The following is a 17,985-nucleotide window of genomic DNA, read 5'->3' as shown; positions in this document are numbered from 1 at the left end:
AGTTTTATTGGGAATAAAGTAACCCACTGATTTATATATACCCAAGTGACCTCAAGAATTTAAGGCCTCATCGAGCAGTATTTTTGCCTGTAACTATGTGGCTTTGGCTCCCTTAAAGGACAACTCTGGGCTTATCTCAGAGTAGGAGAATGGAACATGACAAATAACAAGCACCACTTGCAGGAAAAGAGTGGGCGTGGCAACTCAGTAACGGAATTTGAAGAACGAGTTTGGATGCACCATCAACACAACGAAGATGGAACAAGTCAATACTCTGCGGCTTACCATCTCATCGGAAAAACCAATATAGGTAGGTTGGTTTCTTCATTAAGTAAACTTCCCCAGTTTGTACCATCCCTTAATGTTTGCTATCAATTTGATGAAGACGCTGGACTACTGAAATTGGAAGGTAACGCTGCTTCGCAATCCATCAATATCGAAGCGGTTGACTCCGTTCAAGAGGCGATTTTTCATCTTCAAAGCCAGCAATCTACCCCAATAGCGCTGGAAACTCAGTCACCAATCCAATTCACCGTGTATATCTGTGAAGAAAGTGACGTTGTATTGGGCGTGATTTCACACCAAATACTGAACGGAGAAATCTCTTGGAAAGAAATGTTCGACGTGCTGAGTGCCCTATACAACCATGGTCTATCGGCAATACAGAACCTAAGCCAGACTCCTCGCCGAGTGGGTTTTACTCCTTTATCAAAATTACACGATCTTTCTGAATCCCGCTTGCCATGGATTAAACGATCCACGCAAGGCATTGATCTGGTGCAAACGGGGGTTAGTGCGGATGTGTCGTCTTATCTGCAAGCAGCAGTGGCAAGAAAATATTCAACGTCGATCCAAAGAAACCGTTACGAGAAGCAATTCGGTAGAACGATGAGTGAGGTAGAAATCCTTGCTGCAACAGCGGTGCTTTTTGCCCGTTATATCTCGGAATCGAATGGTTTAGACAATTTGGATGTGTTTGTTCCCGCAGACATTAACCAAAAAGATCATGAGATCAATGGATCCATGATTGAGTCTGGTTTGACTCACCTGACATTAGGTGACAGGAACGTCAGTCTTAGTGATGCGATTTCGGAAGTGGTGGCGCACCTAAATTTGGAGCATCAATCCAGTACTAGCTATGAGGCATTCACTGAATCTGCTGCTTTGGTGACGTGGCTTGTTGATCCCGCAGAGTACATTTCGATGGACGACGTCGAAGCGAAAAAGCTGCCTGTTGCTCCGCTTCACCCTAAATTTGAAATTTCTTTGGGTGTGGGTGTTGATCAACAAGGTGAACTTGGTTTTGAGCTTGTTACTGGTGCGTCCGTTTCTCCTCACATCGGTGCGTATTTGTTCGAGCAATTTATTGCCTACATTGATGGCGAAGGAGTGGCTAAGCCCGTCGCACAGGTGCAGAGCACGGCCTCAAAAGACGCGATGAAGCCAGTCAATACGCCAACTCGTTCCATTTCTGATGTGATTCTAGCCGAGTTCCGCGAGGCACTGGCTTCGGATGACATGACCAAAAACGATGACTTTTTTGACTTTGGCGGGCACTCGCTGATTGCGACCAGAGTGATTGGTCGCCTGCTGACGAATCATGGAATCGAAGTGCATATTAACGATTTGTTCAGCAACCCGACTGCGGAAGAGTTAGCGACACTCGCCAAAGGTAACGATGACATTGATTCGATAGAGACAACGGCAGCACACGCTGACCCGACGAAAAGATCCAATGTCGAGCTCATTTTGGCTGAATTTAAAGAAGCGTTGGCTGCTGATTCAATGACAGCGACAGATGATTTCTTCGATTTTGGTGGGCATTCGTTGATCGCAACTCGGGTCATTGGTCGCTTACTGACACAGTATAATCTAGAGATCAATATTAACGACCTGTTCAGTTACCCAACAGCGCAATCATTGGCTGAACATGCCGTGTCTCGTGCCTCAGCGCAAGAGGAAAGTCAGGGGGCTAGTTCAGAGGTGGGTGCTTCGAGCGCACCACTGTCGTTTGCTCAAAATTCGCTTTGGAAAGCGATCACCAAGTACTCCAAATTTGGTTTAGACAGTATTTTCAACTTACCATTCGCACTGCGTTTCCTTGACGAAGTCGATGAAGTGGTATTCGGAGAAGCATACCGAGACATTCTTATTCGCCACACAGGGTTAAGAACTCAGTTTTTTCATAACAATGGCAACCCCATTCAGACAGTGGTTGACGCTAAAGACATCGACAATTACAAGTGGTTCTGGACGTCAGACGAATGTGAGAGTGAAGACAGAGACGAGCTTCTCAAACAAGAGGCGAGTTATGCCTTCGATTTAGAGAATGAATTGCCTCTCAGAATGCGCTTTATTCGTTGCAAAGCGTCCGGTTTGCAATTTCTGTCCATCTTATTCCACCATATTGTTCTAGACGAATGGTCGGTAAATTTGATGATGGATGAGCTGGTACACGCCTACAAACAGCGATTGCAAGGTAAGTCCCCAGTTTGGAGAAGCGAACCGCTGCCATTCCATGAGTTTGCTCGCCAACAGAGAGCCTCAGGTGTTAACCAGGCGCATTTGGATTACTGGCTAAACAACCTGAGAGGTGTGCCTTGGGCGACGCCTATTTTCCCGAAGGATCATCCTCTGAGTAATAAAGATGAAACGTCTTCTGGAGAAGGCGGGTGGGTGGAAATCCAAATTGAGAAAGAGGTAAGGGAAGGGCTGTATGCGCTTGCTAAATCTCAAAGTGCGTCGTTATTTAACGTTGTCTATGCGTCAATTGCGACGTCGTTGCACTTTTTAGGTGCCCCAGAAAAACTCATTATAGGCACGCCATCGGCTGGGCGACTGGACGCAGAGTACTTTGATACTATTGGGTATTTCACCACGATTGTGGTTCATTTGGTTAAGTTTGCTGGCGTTAAGACGGTCGCGGAATTGATCGCCCAAGTGAAACACAACATCAATGAGTCGATGTCCTACACAGACATTCCGATCGACCTCATCGAAGAGGGGCTTGTTGAAGGTGAACCGGATGTTGATGGCCACATGTTTGAAGTGTTCATTCAGCTTCATGCTAAGAACAAGTTTAATGGTGCGCTTGAGCTGCCAAATGGCGATCGACTGGATTTCCAGCAAGTTGACCCGGATAAAAGTGAATCTGGTTTAGGGCTGCAATTTGAAGTGTTAGAAGAGATGGTTAACGGTGAACAAGTCCTGCGTGTAATGATGAGTTACATGTCAAATAACTACAGTCCAGCGCAGGTTGCACTTCTGTCTGACACGGTAAGCGCTCTGTTTGCCGAGTTTGCAAAGTCCGCAAAAGGCGACCAGTCGCTCGAAGCCATTAAAGGTCGCGTTATCGAAGCTGAAACTGTGTAGCGTTGGTTGCACATTGGTAATGACAGAGCAACAAATCGTTGCGTTTGAGCAGCATTGAGGGGAAGATACCGTCAATGCTGCTTTGTTGTTTAAATATCGTTAAATCAGGAAGTTATGATCCCTTACACCGCGCCTCCTTCAAATGCACCGTCACGGCTGAACGGTAAGAGCCTTAAGCTGCCCTATGAAAATCGAGTTATCGGTGAAGATCTTGAGCTCAGTATTCCAGATGGGGCATTTACCGCGATTGTCGGACGGAATGGATGCGACAAGTGGATGCGCTGTCGGGTGATCAGAAACAGCGAGTATGGATTGCCATGGTGTTGACCCAGAAAACACCCATCGTATTGCTCGATGAACCCCAAGCCTTGATCGATGCAGCGCTAGTGAAACATGTCTTTGGTTTGGATAGCGTGATTATTGATGATCCTGTAAGCTATACCCCATTAATCGTGCCTCTTGGAAAGTAACATCATGTCATTTCTTTCAGAATTGGAGATCCGTACTCTTGGATCGCAGAAAATCTGGCAACGTCGTTTTGATGTAAACGCGTATTCCGACCTTCATTCCCAAACACTTAACGTTACCTTACCCCATGACATGAAGCGTGCGGTCGCAAAACGAAAAGCAGAATTTGTAGCAGGAAGAACGGTGGCGCGGGCAGCACTTCAAAGCCTCGGCTGTACGTGTGTTGAGTTGCCTATTGGTGAGCATCGAGCCCCTGTTTGGCCAAAAGGATGGATTGGCAGCATTTCCCACACCGATGACATGGCGTTAGCGGTGGTCGGCTTATCCGGCGAAGTCAGTATGCTGGGGCTGGATGTGGAAAATCTGATTGCTGAAACTCAATTGGATTCACTCATGCCAATGTTTGTGAGCGCTAAAGAGCTCGAATTGCTGCCAACGACGACACTGTCACGGCAAGCCTTTGCGACACTGGTGTTTTCGGCAAAAGAGAGCGTGTTTAAAGCCATTTACCCTTATGTGAAGACGTATCTAGAGTTTACCGATTCCATGCTAACCCGAGTCGATATGACAAAAGGGGAGGCGTACTTTACGTTGTGTGCACAAGGCGAAGCGGAGTTCGGAGACGCATTGGCATTGCGTGTGTCTTTCCTCTTCGAAGATAACAAAGTCTATACCCTCGTATGCGATCATAGAAAATATCTGCGATCATAGAAAATATCTACAGTCATAGAAAATATCCACGGTTATAGAAAATATCTTCGCTCACAGAAAGTTTCTGCGGTCATAGAAAACATCGATTGATTCGATAGAAAAGACCGAATTTATTCCTATACCTCGCGGCTGTACTCTAATGGTATCCCTATTACACAAATCACACGGGTTCATTAGAAAGGTACTGGGTATGACAACACAAAACGACCTATTAGGGCATCGAGCGCTTATTGTTGAAGGCGGGGCGATGCGTGGTATTTTTGCAAGTGGTGTTTTGGATGCTTTTCTGACTCAGAACTTTCAGCCGTATGATTTTGCTATCGGCGTCTCTGCTGGTGCCTCCAACCTTATCGGTTATCTTTCTAAAAACCCAAAGCGCAGCCAAAGAGTGATCGTTGAATTGGCGACGCAGAAGCGATTTTTCAATCCAACTCGATTTGTCCGAGGTGGTGACTTGGTGGATGTAAAATGGTTGTGGGAACAGGCAAATGCTCTGTATCCCATTGATGAAGATACGTTATTTTCCTCCATCCCCATGTTTGCTGCCGTCACTAATGCCATCACCGGTAACGCCGATTATTACCGAGTCAAACCCAGTAATATTGCGCATGTTATGGAAGCAACGTCTGCACTGCCCATTGCTTATCGAACAACGCCGTGTTTTTCCGGAGGTTGCTATACCGATGGTGGCGTGGCAGATTCCATCCCTGTCAGAGAAGCATACAGACGTGGGGCACGAGAGATGACGGTGATTCTATCGCACCCTCTTTCTTACACCATGCCAGAAATGAAATTCCCCCGTTTGATGGATCAACTGCTGAAACGTTATCCCAATATGGCCAAAGCCATGAAGCAGCGTGCTCAAAACTATAATGAGTCGCTAGATTTTATTCGCAATCCTCCTAAAGGTTGCGTTATCAGGGTTATTGCCCCTGATGAACAGTTTAAAGTCGGGCGATTTACCATGAAGCAAAGTACGCTCTTGTCTGGGTATGAGAAAGGCATTGATGCAGGGATAACCCATATAGAAAGATTATCAGGTACATATGGGCTAACGGAAGAGGACTGTCATTTCTGCGTGTGAGATTGAGTATACAGACGGTTGATCAAAAAAAGCGGCACTTGCCGCTTTTTTATGTGCAGAAGTACATTCATGCAGAAAGCTAAAGCGACCCTAATTTTTGTGGTTTGGGTTAATTCGAGCCATGTGAAGAACATTAACAAACTCGCCGTCTCGAAACGCGCCATCGACCGCTTCGCCCTCAACGTTAAAACCAAACTTTCGATACAAAGCCAACGCTGCCTCATTATCGCAATTCACCTCTAATTCGATGCGTCTAAGATTCAGCCATTTGTCGGCTAAATGGACAACCGTTTCGAGTAACTTACTGCCAACTCCCATGCCATGATAATCATCATGAATACCTAGCCCGAATCGACCCACATGCTTTAAGCGAGGCCGCTGCATGTGCTCAAAGCCAATATTGCCAACGACTTTCCCATCGACTTCCGCCACATACGTGTATACGTGTTCTGGAATGTTACTAATCCGGTTATGCCACATTTGAGGTGAAGGTAAAGGGAGCTGTAGGGTTTCTCTGTGCGCTTTGGGCTGAGTATAAATCTCGCACAGTGCGTCTACGTCTTTTAATTCTGTCGGTCGGATAATTATTTCCATACGGCTCTCCTATTACTTTCGTCAGTTCATTTTGTCATGTTGGTTTTTGTGGGTGAATGTTAAAAGTAACGGAAAAAGTTTATTAAAATCAATGATTAATTTAATTATTAATTGAAGCAACAACAATGCCATGATCGCTGCTCATCGAATCTTCATCATAATTTGGTTGGACAAGATGCTTATCGAGGGTTTTATGCTGGACTAAATAAGAGGAAAACTCCTGAGACAGCAGAATATAATCAAGGGTATTGCCTTGTTCGCCGTAATAATGGGAAGGTTTTCTAGAGGAAGTTGGTGAAGAGAGCTGCCAGCTGTCGGAAAGATAGAGCTTTTTACGTTCAACCTGTGTCTGCTCTGTTAATGATGGTTCGACCAAGCATTGTATCGACGGGCTGGTCAGGTTCTGATTCATGTCACCCATTAAAATCATCGGGCGATCAAACCGCGACTTTATTTGCCTTAATTGATGGCGCAAAGCCATGGCTTCTTCGTTTCGTTGTTGGCTGGATTTTAAAGAGCCAATAAACTCATCGGAGTACCTTGAATAGTGATTTTCAGGGTTATCGACATCCATCGGGCGTTGTGATTTCAAATGAACAACGACAACGTCTATCGTGCCAAGTGTTGGTGTTTTGACCACCGCGTGAAGTGGCATACGGGAATAGTTGAATGCTGAGGGTAAACCCAATGCAAGCCGCGTGTGCTTCTCTACCACTAAGCCTTGGCTTCGTAGGATAGGGTGTTTTGATGCCAATCCAGTCACAGGCTTGAAATGGACATAATCACTCTCAATGCTAGGTTGTTCCACTGTCGTGAAGTTCACTAGACCCGATGCGTGACAGATTTTTTCCAGCGCTCGCGAACTGAAAATTTCTTGAAAACCCACGATGTCTGCTTGAATACGTTGAAGTTGGTTAACAGTCCAAGTGCATTTTTTCTGCCACTCTGAGTCAGTATAAATATTATCGAATTCGTAAAACGCGTTTGGCGGTTCGATAAAGTTAAACAGATTAAACGTCGCAACTTTTAACGTATGATTCATGAGTAATGAGAGAACCTATTTTTAAAAATGACATGAGTGATAACCTAAGGTTAAACTAAATCTAACAATTAGGTTCAACAGAATCTAACGGCTTCTAACCTAGGCTATTTATGGAACATTCTAACCCGCGCAACAGAAAATCGACCACATGGAAAACGCCTCATAATTTTTTGATACTCATATCCATTGTTGTGCCTATCGCCTTTTCAAGCTGGCAGGCGCTGTTAAATAACTTCGTGATAGAAAGGGCAAACTTTGACGGATCTGACATAGGTTTGCTGCAAAGTGTGCGCGAAATTCCTGGTTTTCTCGCGTTTACTGCGGTTTTTGTTTTGCTGTTTCTCCGAGAGCAACGTTTCATTATTCTATCTTTGGTTATGTTAGCCGTGGGCACCGCCATTACTGGTTTTTTTCCATCAGTGGCGGGCTTACTTTGTACTACGTTGTTAATGTCGATTGGGTTTCATTATTTCGAAACCTTGAAACAATCCCTATCGCTTCAATGGTTAACAAAAGACGAAGCGCCAGAGTTTCTTGGTAAGCTTATTTCCTTAGGTTCGTTGGCAGCACTCTGCACCTATGGTGGTTTGTGGGTTGTGTTAGAACTGTTCAAAATGGATTTTAAGTGGGTGTATTTATTAGCGGGTGGCTCCGCTTTTGCCATTGTCCTTTTTATTGCAATGTCATTCCCTCAGTTTGAATCTCGTACTCCACAGAATAAGTCTTTGGTTCTGCGAAAGCGTTACTGGCTCTATTATGCTTTAACCTTCATGAGCGGTGCTCGTCGTCAGATATTTGTGGTGTTTGCCGGTTTTCTCATGGTTGAAAAATTTGGCTACAGTGCCGCAGACATTACGCTGTTGTTTCTGATTAATTATTTGTTCAACTGGTTGTTTGCAAAGAAAATTGGTCGGTTAATTGGTCAGTTTGGTGAGCGTAATGCGCTGCTGTTCGAATACGTGGGGCTAATCTGCGTTTTTGTCGGATACGCCTTTGTGGATTCTGCGCAGTGGGCAGCTGCGCTTTATGTTGTTGATCATTTGTTTTTCGCCTTTGCTTTAGCCATTAAGACCTATTTTCAAAAAATTGCCGATCCGGCTGACATGGCTTCTACAGCGGGGGTGGCGTTTACGATCAACCACATTGCTGCTGTTGTGATTCCTGTCTCCTTCGGCTTTTTATGGCTGGTGTCTCCATCAAGCGTCTTTATGGTCGGGGCTGCATTGGCGCTGGTGTCTGGCATTCTTTCATTGAATGTGCCAGCGCGTCCAGAAGAAGGAAACGAAGTACGTTGGGGGGTGTGACCTTTTTGATGAATAGGAATATCGCCGCTGTGATCTAGCCATTATCTACGCTTTAGCCGTTATCTATGCTTTAGCCGTCATCTATGTTTTAGCGCCTTGTGCCATGTCGCCAGTTACTTGATGGATGAATGTCGGAATTTGGTTCGTCGATGGAGAAATCTTAGATCTGGCGATACTTAGACCTGGTGATAGTTAGACCTAGTGATAGCGCCTAGGATGCATAAGTGCTAAGTACTAAGTGCTAATGCGGTAAGGGGGAACGTTGACTGCTAGGCCAACCATCATGGTCGGAATCAACCAAACCATCATGACTTTCTTAGAATAATGGTGAAGTCTTCTGGCATGTAATCGTCGATCACTTGTACCTTGTCGGTCAGTTGACGACATATTGAAATGACATCGCTTAGGTGGTGTGCTTTTAGTAGCCTATCCTCTCGAAAAAACTCACTATTTAGCAAATTGAAACCAAACGCTTCATTGCTTGCTTTATATCCGACAAGGATGGCTTTTTGAAGGTAATGCTTATCGCTGCTTTGGTAGTTGAGCGATCCTGACGCAATGACAATATCGTGCTTTGGTAACTTCATTTGGGAAAAATTACCATGTTGGAAGTGCATGGTGTTACTGGCTCCTAATCTGGCTTGCTTAATAAAGCTTTTATGAAAGTCGACGCCAGTATAGTGCCGTAAGCGTTGCCTCACATTCAGAAAGTGGGCTAGATCCCCGTAACCACATCCCAAGTCCAGCACGGACTTGTTTTCAAAATCTAATTCGCGTTCAAATACAGTAAACCGCATAAATTGAGATTGTTCGCTACTCCACCCCAAAATCCTTGCAGGATCATGATGCCATTGTTTTTCACGATCAGAGTGATAAAAATACACATTTAAGCGTTCAAGAAAATTCACGTATGTTAGACCAAGTATTGTAAGTGGCGTTTAACCCTCCCGTTGCAAACGGAATGGCAGTTCTTAAGCCAATCTGTGAAGCCGATGGAGCGAGCGTAGGGGTATCCTAGCATTCCAAGATTCTTTGGGTATAGCTGTTTTTCGCTTGTAAAGCAACGTGGGAAATTGAGGAAAGGAATCGTAACTTATTGACATGGAAGTATTCACACTACGTATTGTCACGAGAAGTCATAAGTTAACGCTGTTCCAGCACAGCGACACTGGAATGGAAGCGAAGTATTAAGCATGGGTGTTGCATGCTCAGCCTTTGCCGCAATGCGATGGCAATGTGGGCTAACCGGATTGCACCACACCAAATCAGACCAAACCAAATCAGACCAAACCAAACCAAATCATGCTGTGATTGATGATGGTGGCTTAATGATCTCGATTGCTGAGTTTATGCCACTCTATTGGATTGAACGTTAAAGCAAGCGGTAAGTCACGCAATTTTTCCCTTTCGTTTTTGATTCGTACAATGCGGTGTCGGCTTCCTCGAAAAGCGCTTGGTAAGTGATGGTATTTGGTTTGCTTACGTGAATCATGCCTATGCTCAATGTGAGCTTGTCCGCATCAAGTATGTTTTTTTGAGCGAAGTGGCTTCTCAGTCGTTCTGCAAATGCACAAGCGTCCTGAGGCGATATTTCAGGACATAGTATGGCAAACTCATCGCCACCCCAGCGTCCAACCAAATCATATTCTCGGGTGTGATTTCCTAAGAATAATGCTGTCTCACACAATGCCAGATCCCCTGCCGAGTGTCCCATATTGTCGTTTATCCACTTAAAGCTATCGATGTCAATCATCAGAAGGGCGAGTTGATGGTGAGCTCTTTGTGCTCGGCTTATTCCTTTTTGTGCAGCCTGTTCAAAAAAACGTCGATTATGCAGGCCGGTGAGATCATCATGTTCAGCACATTTTTTGAGAGTATTGTAGGCTTCCATATCTCTAAAAATACATACGGTGCGTTGTTTTCCTCCTATTTCACCCGTGGACATCGTCACCTTGAGATCTAAGCTATCGCCTTCAGTATTTTTTCCTTGAAGAGAAAGAACAAAAGGCAACAGCTTATTGGTATGCTCTGATTGAACGTTTTGTGAGTGGAATGTTTTGAAATCTAAGCGGTCTCCATCTGCGATCAGATCGTAGATGGATGGTTGGTTTATCTGTTTGTGTGGCAAGCGAAATAGCGTACAAGCTTTCTTATTGGTATTCAGGATATGCCCATTTGGGTCCACGTACACTATTGCGTCAGGCGACAAATCCATAATGTGTGCCAGTTCTTTTGCTTGCGTTTGCTGTTGCCTGAGTAATCGGATAATAAAGATACTTACGGTGATACTTATAGGGACAAATCCCAAGCTAAATAACCATATATAAATGCCTAGTCGAGTGAGGTGTTGTTTTGTCGTTTGATTGATTTCTATTATTGGTTCGCGAAGCATTCGACGCAAATGAGAAAGGGCTATACCCGCATCTTGATCATTGACTTTAACAAACTCATCCAACTCACTGACACTCAGATCTGGATGAAGCGATCGAGCCGATTCGAGCTTTTGGTAATAGGTATCTAAGGTTTCTTCCAGTATCTGTACTTGGGAACTCAAGCTAGGATTATGATTTGCTTGCTTAAATTCTCGTATGGCTTGTGTTGCGTTTTGATACGACTCTTCCGCGCTCAGGTAGTACCTGTTCTCTCTCCGGATAACATAGTTTTTGAAATGATGGATAAACCCCAAATACCCCGTTAGCCTTTCGATTTCCGTCAGTTTGTTCGACAGAGTAAAGTAGGTCGCGGATTTGGAAAGCACGATATCCTCAAGCTTTCTTAAATATATGCTTTGCTCGTAAGCAAGAAAAACAGTGGATAGGTTTAAAAAAATAGAAATTAGTATGATTACTGCTAATGTGCTTTTTGCTCGTTCTGCTTTAATCTTCATGTACTGACCCTGATTGTTAGGGTTTGGTGTAAAAATACATAACACTACGTTACTAATACAGTATGCATGTGAATGCTTATCATCAAGTATAGAAGAGATGCTGATAATCGAACTTAAGTTTCCATGAACTTTTAGGCGGGATTATACAAATTTTGATAGGGCTCTGATTTTTGCGTTCAGATAGGGTAGGAAATCCGTGTTTTTCTGGCTTCTGTATTGTCTTCGTTCTTAAAAAAAGCCTGACTATGGCGAGGTCAGGCGAAAAAGGGGAAATATCAAGAAGGATTATTTAGAAACTCTGTGCAGGCTGCGTTATTTGATGTCTTCCACAGCGATATGATCCATGTCGGTAAACGTTTGGTTTTCTCCGACCATTCCCCAAATGAAAGTATAAGCTTGAGTGCCTACACCTGAATGGATCGACCAACTCGGCGAAATGACCGCTTGCTCATTGTGAATCAGCAAGTGACGCGTTTCTTGTGGCTCGCCCATGAAATGGAAAACCGCCGCGTCTTTATCCATATTGAAGTAGAAATACACTTCCATACGACGGTCGTGAGTGTGGCATGGCATCGTATTCCATAAGCTGCCGTCTTCAAGCTTTGTTAAACCCATTAGCAGCTGGCACGTTGGAAGTACGTCCGGCACGATGTATTTGTAAATAGTACGTTTGTTACTGGTTGCAGCGTCACCAAGCGTTACCGGAGCGGCTTCTTCTAGCGTGATTTTTTTGTTTGGATAATGCGTATGTGCTGGGGCGCAGTTGTAGTAAAACTTGGCTGGGTTTGCTGCATCTGCGCTAGAAAAGGTCACGGCTTTTGCGCCTTGCCCAATATATAACGCTTCTTGGTGATTAATGTTGTAGCTTTCACCGTCTACAACAATAACGCCATCGCCGCCAACGTTGATTAGCCCTAACTCTCTACGCTGAAGAAAGTAGTCCACACCGACTTGTTCACCTAATGCTGGATCGAGCACAACCTCTTTATCGACTGGCTGAACACCACCAAAGATTATTCTATCGATGTGGCTATAGGTCATCGTCAATTGATCCGCCACGAAGATGTTTTCAACTAAAAATTCGTCACGCAACTGCTGTGTTCCTAGTGTTTTTGCGTGTTCACTGTGAATAGCTTGACGTACTTCCATCTCTACTTCTCTCTTGTTTCGATTGAAAGGAAGGTCATGCCTCCCTTGAAGAACACCACCTTATCACTGAGTTATCTATGAATAAATTTTTGAAACGCCATTTTATAATCACTGTCACATAATTTAACTTGTTTATCAAAAATAAATGAAACGGCTTTTTAAAAATGTTGTTGATGAGGCTTTTCTTCGTATAATGAATGGAAGAATCCGAGATACTAAATGATAGAAACCCAGCAAGAAGATAGGCGGAGTATGAATGTGTTGAGCCACTTAAGTGACAGCAAAATGCAGCAGCAAAAGTGAAAATACAGCAGCAAAAGTGAAAATACAGTAGCAAAAGTGAAAATATAGTAGCAAAAGTGAAAATACAGTAGCAAAAGTGAAAATACAGCAGCGAAAGCAAAAATGAGGCAGCGAAAGCGAAAATGAACAGTTTAGCTTGGTTAATTCAGAAGTGTTGCCCATTCTTAGCATGGGGCAGGGAAGTTACGCTCTCTACACTCAAAGCAGATTTTTGGGCTGGCATAACGGGCGCCATCATTGTGCTGCCACAGGGCGTCGCTTACGCCATGATTGCCGGTCTTCCACCGGAATATGGGCTTTATACAGCCATTATTCCGGCGATTATTGCAGCGTTATTTGGCTCATCTCACCACCTTATTTCAGGTCCAACGGCGGCGCTTTCGGTCATCGTGTTCACCACCATTAGCCAGTTTGCGGTACCTGGAAGCGATATGTACATTCAACTGGTTATTACGCTCACCTTATGCGCGGGTATCCTTCAGCTCGCGTTTGGGTTACTTCGCTTCGGAGCGGTCGTTAATTTTGTTTCACACTCTGTGGTGTTGGGGTTTACTGCCGGTGCCGCTGTTGTCATCAGCGCGAGCCAAATCAAATACCTATTAGGGGTAAACTATGCGTCGGGCTCAACAGCGATAGAAAACCTCACTCTGGGCATTCAGCATGCCCCCGATTTCCACTTAGCGTCTTTACTTGTCGGTCTTGTCACCATTTTAACTTGTGTGGTCTTGAAAGAATTGTGGTCAAAACTCCCATACATGTTGATCGCCATGCTGGTTTCTATGGGGCTGGCGTGCAGTATGAACCACGCGGGATTCGAGATTCAGCTCGTGGGCGAGGTGTCATCTGGGTTGCCTGTCTTTTCTCTTCCAAATGTCAATCATGTGCCATTCGAATCCATGTTGAGCGGTATTGTTGCGGTGGCACTGCTTGGGCTGGTTGAAGCCATATCCATTGCCCGTTCGGTTGCGCTCAAATCCAAACAACACATAGACAGTAATCAAGAATTCATCGGGCAGGGTGTATCCAATATTGCGGGGGCATTTTTCTCTTGTTATGTCTCGTCAGGTTCCTTTACTCGCAGTGGTGTGAATTACAGCAGCGGCGCCAAGACACCTTTGGCCGCGGTGTTTGCGGGTATTTCTCTTGCGGCAATCATGGTGTTTTTTGCTCAATACGCCGCCTACATCCCCATTGCGGGTATGGCAGGCATCCTATTGGTTGTTGCCTTCAATCTTATTGATGTTACCCATATCGCCGACATCATCCGTCACGATAAAAAAGAAGCGGTTGTTTTGTTGTTAACGTGTTTGTCGGCGATGACCATGCACTTGGAGCTGTCCATTTATGTGGGTGTCAGTGCCTCCTTGTTTTTTTATTTGCGCAGGACTTCGCGCCCGGTTGTGGACTATTTGGATAACGACGATCTGGCCATGGATAAGGACGTCTTGGGTTTGGTGCAAGTTGTCCGCATTAACGGGTCCATATTTTTTGGCAGTGTTCAGCATCTTCACAGCGAGCTGCAAAGCATCACTGCGCCTAATGTGATCATTTTAGGGCGAGGGATCAATTTTATTGACCATTTAGGCGTCAGGATGCTCGCAGAGTTTACTCAAACGTCAGGGAAGCAAGTGTTCTTCTGTCGTTTTAAAAATGCGCCTCGGGAGCACCTTCTAAAAGGGGATACAGTGTTCTCTGAACGTCAGTTCTATCCAAGTTTGACTCGATTACTATCTGAATTCTCTTCAATTATTGACTCGTCTCATCGACATAAACAGGTTCACATTTAAATGGAAGCAGTAATGAGCGATATGTTCTCTGAATTTGATGCTACCGAGCATCCGCACCGACGTTTTAACCCATTAACGCAAGAGTGGGTACTGGTTTCTCCTCACCGAGCTAAGCGCCCATGGCAAGGGCAGCAGGAAGAACAAAGCAAGGAAAGGTTGCCGAGTTATGAAGCTGAGTGCTTTCTTTGCCCTACTAACGTGCGGATAAGTGGTGACAAGAATCCAGACTACAAAGGAACATTTGTATTTAAGAACGATTTTGCGGCGTTAACACGGGCTGTACCTTTCGCAGATACAACGAACGATCCGCTGTTTAAATTGCAAAGTGCGACGGGTGAGAGCCGAGTGATTTGCTTTTCACCAGACCACAGCAAAACGTTGCCTGAGCTCTCTGAAAAAGCAATTGTAAACATCATTGATACGTGGAATGAGCAATTGAAAGAGTTAGGCAAAACCTATGCTTGGGTGCAAGTTTTCGAGAACAAAGGAGCAACGATGGGCTGCTCTCAGCCACATCCACATGGTCAGGTTTGGGCGAACAGTTTCATTCCAACTTATGTGATGAAAAAAGAACAATCTCAGCGAGAGTATTTCACGCAATACGGCTCTGTAATGCTTCACGACTATGTTCATCGTGAACGGGTAGCAAAAGAACGCATTGTGGTTGAAACCGAACATTGGGTGGGGTTAGTACCCTACTGGGCAGCGTGGCCATTTGAAACCATGTTATTGCCGAAGGCGATAACCCATCGTCTGACCGCCATTTCTCAAGAACAAAAAGAAGACTTGGCGATAGCGATAAAAGAACTAACCACCCGATACGACAACTTATTTCAGTGTTCGTTTCCCTATTCGATGGGGTGGCACGGTGCGCCAGAACAATCTGTGAACCCTGATCACTGGCAAGTGCACGCGCTATTTTACCCACCGTTGCTGCGAAGTGCATCGGTAAGAAAATTTATGGTGGGGTACGAAATGATGGCCGAAAGCCAACGTGATTTAACGCCAGAGCAAGCGGCTGAAAAATTAAGATCAGTGAGTGCGACGCATTATTTAGCCAGAGCCTAATTTAGCTAAAGCTCAGTTTAACCAGAGCTCAATATAACCAGAGCTCATCTTAATCAGAACCAAGGTAAGCGAATTCATTCACGCACATGGCTTACCGATTACGATCTCTAGCGTGTTTGATAGAGAAGACTTAAAAATTTAATCACATATCCGTTATTTATATTTTTTTGCCTAAAAATTCGAATGAAACGTTGTTTCAATATGAAATCTTCCCAATTCATTTGTTTTTATGAATGTATGAGAATCGGATAACTATAAAAATAGGAAGAAGAAAATGGTGTTAGATACCTTTAGCCTGAAAGGCAAAGTTGCCCTAGTTACGGGCTGTAATACAGGTTTAGGGCAAGGTATGGCCGTTGCATTAGCGCAAGCAGGTTGCGATATCGTTGGCGTGAATTATTCCGACCCCGAGAATACGCCCGCGTTGGTCGAAGAGACTGGGCAAAAATTTTATTCAATCATTGCGGATCTAAGTAACAGCGGTGTTATTACGCAAGTCGTGGATAAAGCGATCAGTATGGCTGGTCGGATTGATGTACTGGTCAACAATGCAGGCATTATCCGCCGAAATGATGCATTAGATTTTACGGAAGCGGACTGGGACGACGTGATGAACTTGAACATCAAGAGTGTTTTCTTTATGTCTCAAGCGGTAGCTAGACAGTTTTTGGCGCAAGGGGAAGGAGGCAAAATCATTAATATTGCTTCTATGCTTTCTTTCCAAGGGGGAATCCGTGTTCCTTCTTATACGGCGTCGAAAAGTGCGGTGATGGGCGTAACTAAGCTGCTGGCAAATGAATGGGCCTCGAAAGGGATTAACGTGAATGCCATCGCTCCGGGGTACATGGCGACCAACAACACCGCTGCATTGCGAGCAGACCAAGAGAGAAACCAAGAAATCCTAGACAGAATCCCTGCCCAGCGCTGGGGGCTGCCCAAAGACTTAGCTGGGCCTGCGGTGTTTCTTGCGTCTCAGGCTTCTGACTACGTCAATGGATGCACGCTTGCCGTTGATGGTGGCTGGTTAGCGCGGTAAATCAGAAATTAGCCAGAGCACTGATGATCCAAAGGAACCGATGATCAAAAGAACTGATGATCAAAGAACTGACGATCAAAGAACTGACGATCAAAAGAACCCATGGCACAAAAACTCAGTGCTCTGGCTTTAGCCCTCAACGCACTGAATGCTCATCATAGCGTTCATTTTTTCCCCTTTAGCGAGGTTAATTAGCCCAGGCTTTTTAGGCAGGTTGAATGCGTCAACAGCGTGAGAGACAGGTTCAAGACAGAAAAATTCGGCTTCTTTGTTGGGGGAATACAGAATCAAATAAGACAAAGGTTCGCTCCCCCGCAGTGTGATAATCAGCCCGTCTTCTGGCTGAACAATGGTGGCGGAACCCGCCCACTGAACATAGGCATTGTTTACCCAGTTTTCTGGCAAATGTCTAAGCGATGCAAAGTTCCAAGTCGGATTATCCAAAACGTTCAAAAGGGTAGTGGGGAGATGTTGGTGATCCTCTAGCCACACGCCTTGCGAATCAAAGCGAACTTGTGTGTCGTTATGGCGATAAAACCAAGGGTGAAAACCCAATCCGAAGGGTAACGTGATCTCACTGGTGTTGGTCACCGTCAGTTCGCAATGAAGTGTATTGCCTTCCAATGTGTATTGAAGTTCTGCGTTATACCGAAAAGGTGAACATAACGCCTCAAGCAATTGATAAGTCATGTGCGAATCCGACTGATCTTTTAGGGTCCACTGGGATTGCCACGCGTTGCCATGAATAGGGAATGCCTCGGCATCCACGTTTCTTTTTACGCTATGGCGAACACCATCGTAGCTAAAACCCCCCGTTGACATTCGATTGGAGAATGGCACAAGTACATACATGCCCATGGGGTTAATTTTTCCACTTTGTGGTTGATTAGAATAAAGAAACGGAACCCATTGCCCATTAATCTTCGCATGTGCTTGAGCAATCGATGCCCCTTGATTTGCGACAAAATCCAATCGAAGAAAATCGTTTTCCAAGTGTTCCATTCAGTCCATCCGCCATCTATGCCAATATTTTTCCCGTCATCATACTAGCGCAGCCGGAACACAAAAAGGCGACCAAATGTGCGACAGATTCAGGATGGATGCGAAGGTTTACCCATTACCTGTTGAGCCCCCTCAAGCCATTATTAATATTTAATGCGGTTTGTATGACGGCGATGAT

At 44.8% G+C, this 17,985-nt stretch carries 14 protein-coding genes and 1 pseudogene; 9 read left to right on the top strand and 6 right to left on the bottom strand.

Annotated features, from left to right (window positions below; all coding sequences use genetic code 11):
• Positions 1 to 156: 156 nt before the first annotated feature.
• From HC752_RS25440 to HC752_RS11815, 4 genes and pseudogenes are all read left to right on the top strand, one after another.
• Positions 157 to 3,372, top strand: coding sequence for a condensation domain-containing protein (locus HC752_RS25440; RefSeq protein WP_190335325.1), 3,216 nt, complete (start codon positions 157 to 159; stop codon positions 3,370 to 3,372).
• 272 nt (positions 3,373 to 3,644) lie between these two features.
• Positions 3,645 to 3,842: pseudogene (locus HC752_RS11825) on the top strand (ATP-binding cassette domain-containing protein); the annotation flags it as partial.
• A 4-nt stretch (positions 3,843 to 3,846) separates the two neighbouring features.
• Positions 3,847 to 4,551, top strand: coding sequence for a 4'-phosphopantetheinyl transferase family protein (locus HC752_RS11820; protein ID WP_190335323.1), 705 nt, complete (start codon positions 3,847 to 3,849; stop codon positions 4,549 to 4,551).
• A gap of 190 nt (positions 4,552 to 4,741) precedes the next feature.
• Complete coding sequence (locus tag HC752_RS11815; protein ID WP_190335322.1) at positions 4,742 to 5,635, top strand: patatin-like phospholipase family protein; 894 nt, start codon at positions 4,742 to 4,744, stop codon at positions 5,633 to 5,635.
• 90 nt (positions 5,636 to 5,725) lie between these two features.
• On the opposite strand, the gene HC752_RS11810 is transcribed toward HC752_RS11815, so the two are convergent.
• The gene (locus tag HC752_RS11810) at positions 5,726 to 6,229 is read right to left on the bottom strand and encodes a GNAT family N-acetyltransferase (RefSeq protein ID WP_190335321.1); all 504 of its coding nucleotides are present in this window, start codon (positions 6,227 to 6,229) and stop codon (positions 5,726 to 5,728) included.
• Between the two features lie 100 nt (positions 6,230 to 6,329).
• Entirely contained in the window at positions 6,330 to 7,271 is a 942-nt protein-coding gene (locus HC752_RS11805; protein ID WP_190335320.1) for an endonuclease/exonuclease/phosphatase family protein, read from the bottom strand.
• A 110-nt stretch (positions 7,272 to 7,381) separates the two neighbouring features.
• Between HC752_RS11805 and HC752_RS11800 the strand changes: the two genes are divergently transcribed.
• Positions 7,382 to 8,575 carry an MFS transporter gene (locus HC752_RS11800; protein ID WP_190335319.1) on the top strand — a complete coding sequence of 398 codons (1,194 nt, stop codon included), beginning with the start codon at positions 7,382 to 7,384 and terminating at the stop codon, positions 8,573 to 8,575.
• Positions 8,576 to 8,880: 305 nt separating this feature from the next.
• Here HC752_RS11800 and HC752_RS11795 read toward each other — a convergent pair whose 3' ends face one another.
• On the bottom strand, positions 8,881 to 9,483 hold the full coding sequence (locus HC752_RS11795) for a methyltransferase domain-containing protein (RefSeq protein WP_190335318.1): 603 nt from the start codon (positions 9,481 to 9,483) through the stop codon (positions 8,881 to 8,883).
• A 285-nt stretch (positions 9,484 to 9,768) separates the two neighbouring features.
• Here HC752_RS11795 and HC752_RS11790 point away from each other — a divergent pair, with 285 nt between their 5' ends.
• On the top strand, positions 9,769 to 9,951 hold the full coding sequence (locus HC752_RS11790; protein WP_190335317.1) for a hypothetical protein: 183 nt from the start codon (positions 9,769 to 9,771) through the stop codon (positions 9,949 to 9,951).
• On the opposite strand, the gene HC752_RS11785 is transcribed toward HC752_RS11790, so the two are convergent.
• Positions 9,948 to 11,462: a GGDEF domain-containing protein gene (locus HC752_RS11785; protein ID WP_190335316.1), complete on the bottom strand. Its 1,515-nt coding sequence runs from the start codon at positions 11,460 to 11,462 to the stop codon at positions 9,948 to 9,950. The genes HC752_RS11790 and HC752_RS11785 overlap by 4 nt on opposite strands.
• A 312-nt stretch (positions 11,463 to 11,774) precedes the next feature.
• Positions 11,775 to 12,611, bottom strand: coding sequence for a 5-dehydro-4-deoxy-D-glucuronate isomerase (kduI, locus tag HC752_RS11780; protein WP_190335315.1), 837 nt, complete (start codon positions 12,609 to 12,611; stop codon positions 11,775 to 11,777).
• A gap of 425 nt (positions 12,612 to 13,036) precedes the next feature.
• Here kduI and HC752_RS11775 point away from each other — a divergent pair, with 425 nt between their 5' ends.
• The 3 genes from HC752_RS11775 to kduD all read left to right on the top strand — a co-directional run bounded on the left by HC752_RS11775 (position 13,037) and on the right by kduD (position 16,805).
• On the top strand, positions 13,037 to 14,701 hold the full coding sequence (locus HC752_RS11775; RefSeq protein ID WP_190335314.1) for a SulP family inorganic anion transporter: 1,665 nt from the start codon (positions 13,037 to 13,039) through the stop codon (positions 14,699 to 14,701).
• A 21-nt stretch (positions 14,702 to 14,722) separates the two neighbouring features.
• Positions 14,723 to 15,769 (top strand): UDP-glucose--hexose-1-phosphate uridylyltransferase, encoded by a 1,047-nt coding sequence (locus HC752_RS11770; RefSeq protein ID WP_446751439.1) that lies wholly within the window; start codon positions 14,723 to 14,725, stop codon positions 15,767 to 15,769.
• Between the two features lie 274 nt (positions 15,770 to 16,043).
• Positions 16,044 to 16,805, top strand: a complete 762-nt coding sequence (gene kduD, locus HC752_RS11765) for a 2-dehydro-3-deoxy-D-gluconate 5-dehydrogenase KduD (RefSeq protein WP_190335312.1) — start codon at positions 16,044 to 16,046, stop codon at positions 16,803 to 16,805.
• A gap of 129 nt (positions 16,806 to 16,934) precedes the next feature.
• On the opposite strand, the gene HC752_RS11760 is transcribed toward kduD, so the two are convergent.
• A complete protein-coding gene (locus HC752_RS11760; RefSeq protein ID WP_190335311.1) occupies positions 16,935 to 17,807 on the bottom strand; it encodes an aldose 1-epimerase in 873 nt (290 codons plus the stop codon).
• Positions 17,808 to 17,985 lie beyond the last annotated feature (178 nt).

The organism is Vibrio sp. S9_S30, from assembly GCF_014694455.1.
Lineage (GTDB): Bacteria > Pseudomonadota > Gammaproteobacteria > Enterobacterales > Vibrionaceae > Vibrio.
The sequence above is the reverse complement of the archived record's forward strand: the minus strand, read 5'-3'. Positions and strand labels throughout refer to the sequence as shown.

What these genes read in the sequence shown, in the direction of transcription:
- HC752_RS11815 (WP_190335322.1), top strand. Translation starts at nt 4,742, where the DNA reads ATGACAACACAAAACGACCTATTAGGGCATCGAGCGCTTATTGTTGAA.
- kduD (WP_190335312.1), top strand. Translation starts at nt 16,044, where the DNA reads ATGGTGTTAGATACCTTTAGCCTGAAAGGCAAAGTTGCCCTAGTTACG.
- kduI (WP_190335315.1), bottom strand. Translation starts at nt 12,611, where the DNA reads ATGGAAGTACGTCAAGCTATTCACAGTGAACACGCAAAAACACTAGGA.
- HC752_RS11775 (WP_190335314.1), top strand. Translation starts at nt 13,037, where the DNA reads ATGAACAGTTTAGCTTGGTTAATTCAGAAGTGTTGCCCATTCTTAGCA.
- HC752_RS11820 (WP_190335323.1), top strand. Translation starts at nt 3,847, where the DNA reads ATGTCATTTCTTTCAGAATTGGAGATCCGTACTCTTGGATCGCAGAAA.
- HC752_RS25440 (WP_190335325.1), top strand. Translation starts at nt 157, where the DNA reads ATGACAAATAACAAGCACCACTTGCAGGAAAAGAGTGGGCGTGGCAAC.
- HC752_RS11805 (WP_190335320.1), bottom strand. Translation starts at nt 7,271, where the DNA reads ATGAATCATACGTTAAAAGTTGCGACGTTTAATCTGTTTAACTTTATC.
- HC752_RS11785 (WP_190335316.1), bottom strand. Translation starts at nt 11,462, where the DNA reads ATGAAGATTAAAGCAGAACGAGCAAAAAGCACATTAGCAGTAATCATA.
- HC752_RS11800 (WP_190335319.1), top strand. Translation starts at nt 7,382, where the DNA reads ATGGAACATTCTAACCCGCGCAACAGAAAATCGACCACATGGAAAACG.
- HC752_RS11760 (WP_190335311.1), bottom strand. Translation starts at nt 17,807, where the DNA reads ATGGAACACTTGGAAAACGATTTTCTTCGATTGGATTTTGTCGCAAAT.
- HC752_RS11810 (WP_190335321.1), bottom strand. Translation starts at nt 6,229, where the DNA reads ATGGAAATAATTATCCGACCGACAGAATTAAAAGACGTAGACGCACTG.
- HC752_RS11770 (WP_446751439.1), top strand. Translation starts at nt 14,723, where the DNA reads ATGTTCTCTGAATTTGATGCTACCGAGCATCCGCACCGACGTTTTAAC.
- HC752_RS11790 (WP_190335317.1), top strand. Translation starts at nt 9,769, where the DNA reads ATGGGTGTTGCATGCTCAGCCTTTGCCGCAATGCGATGGCAATGTGGG.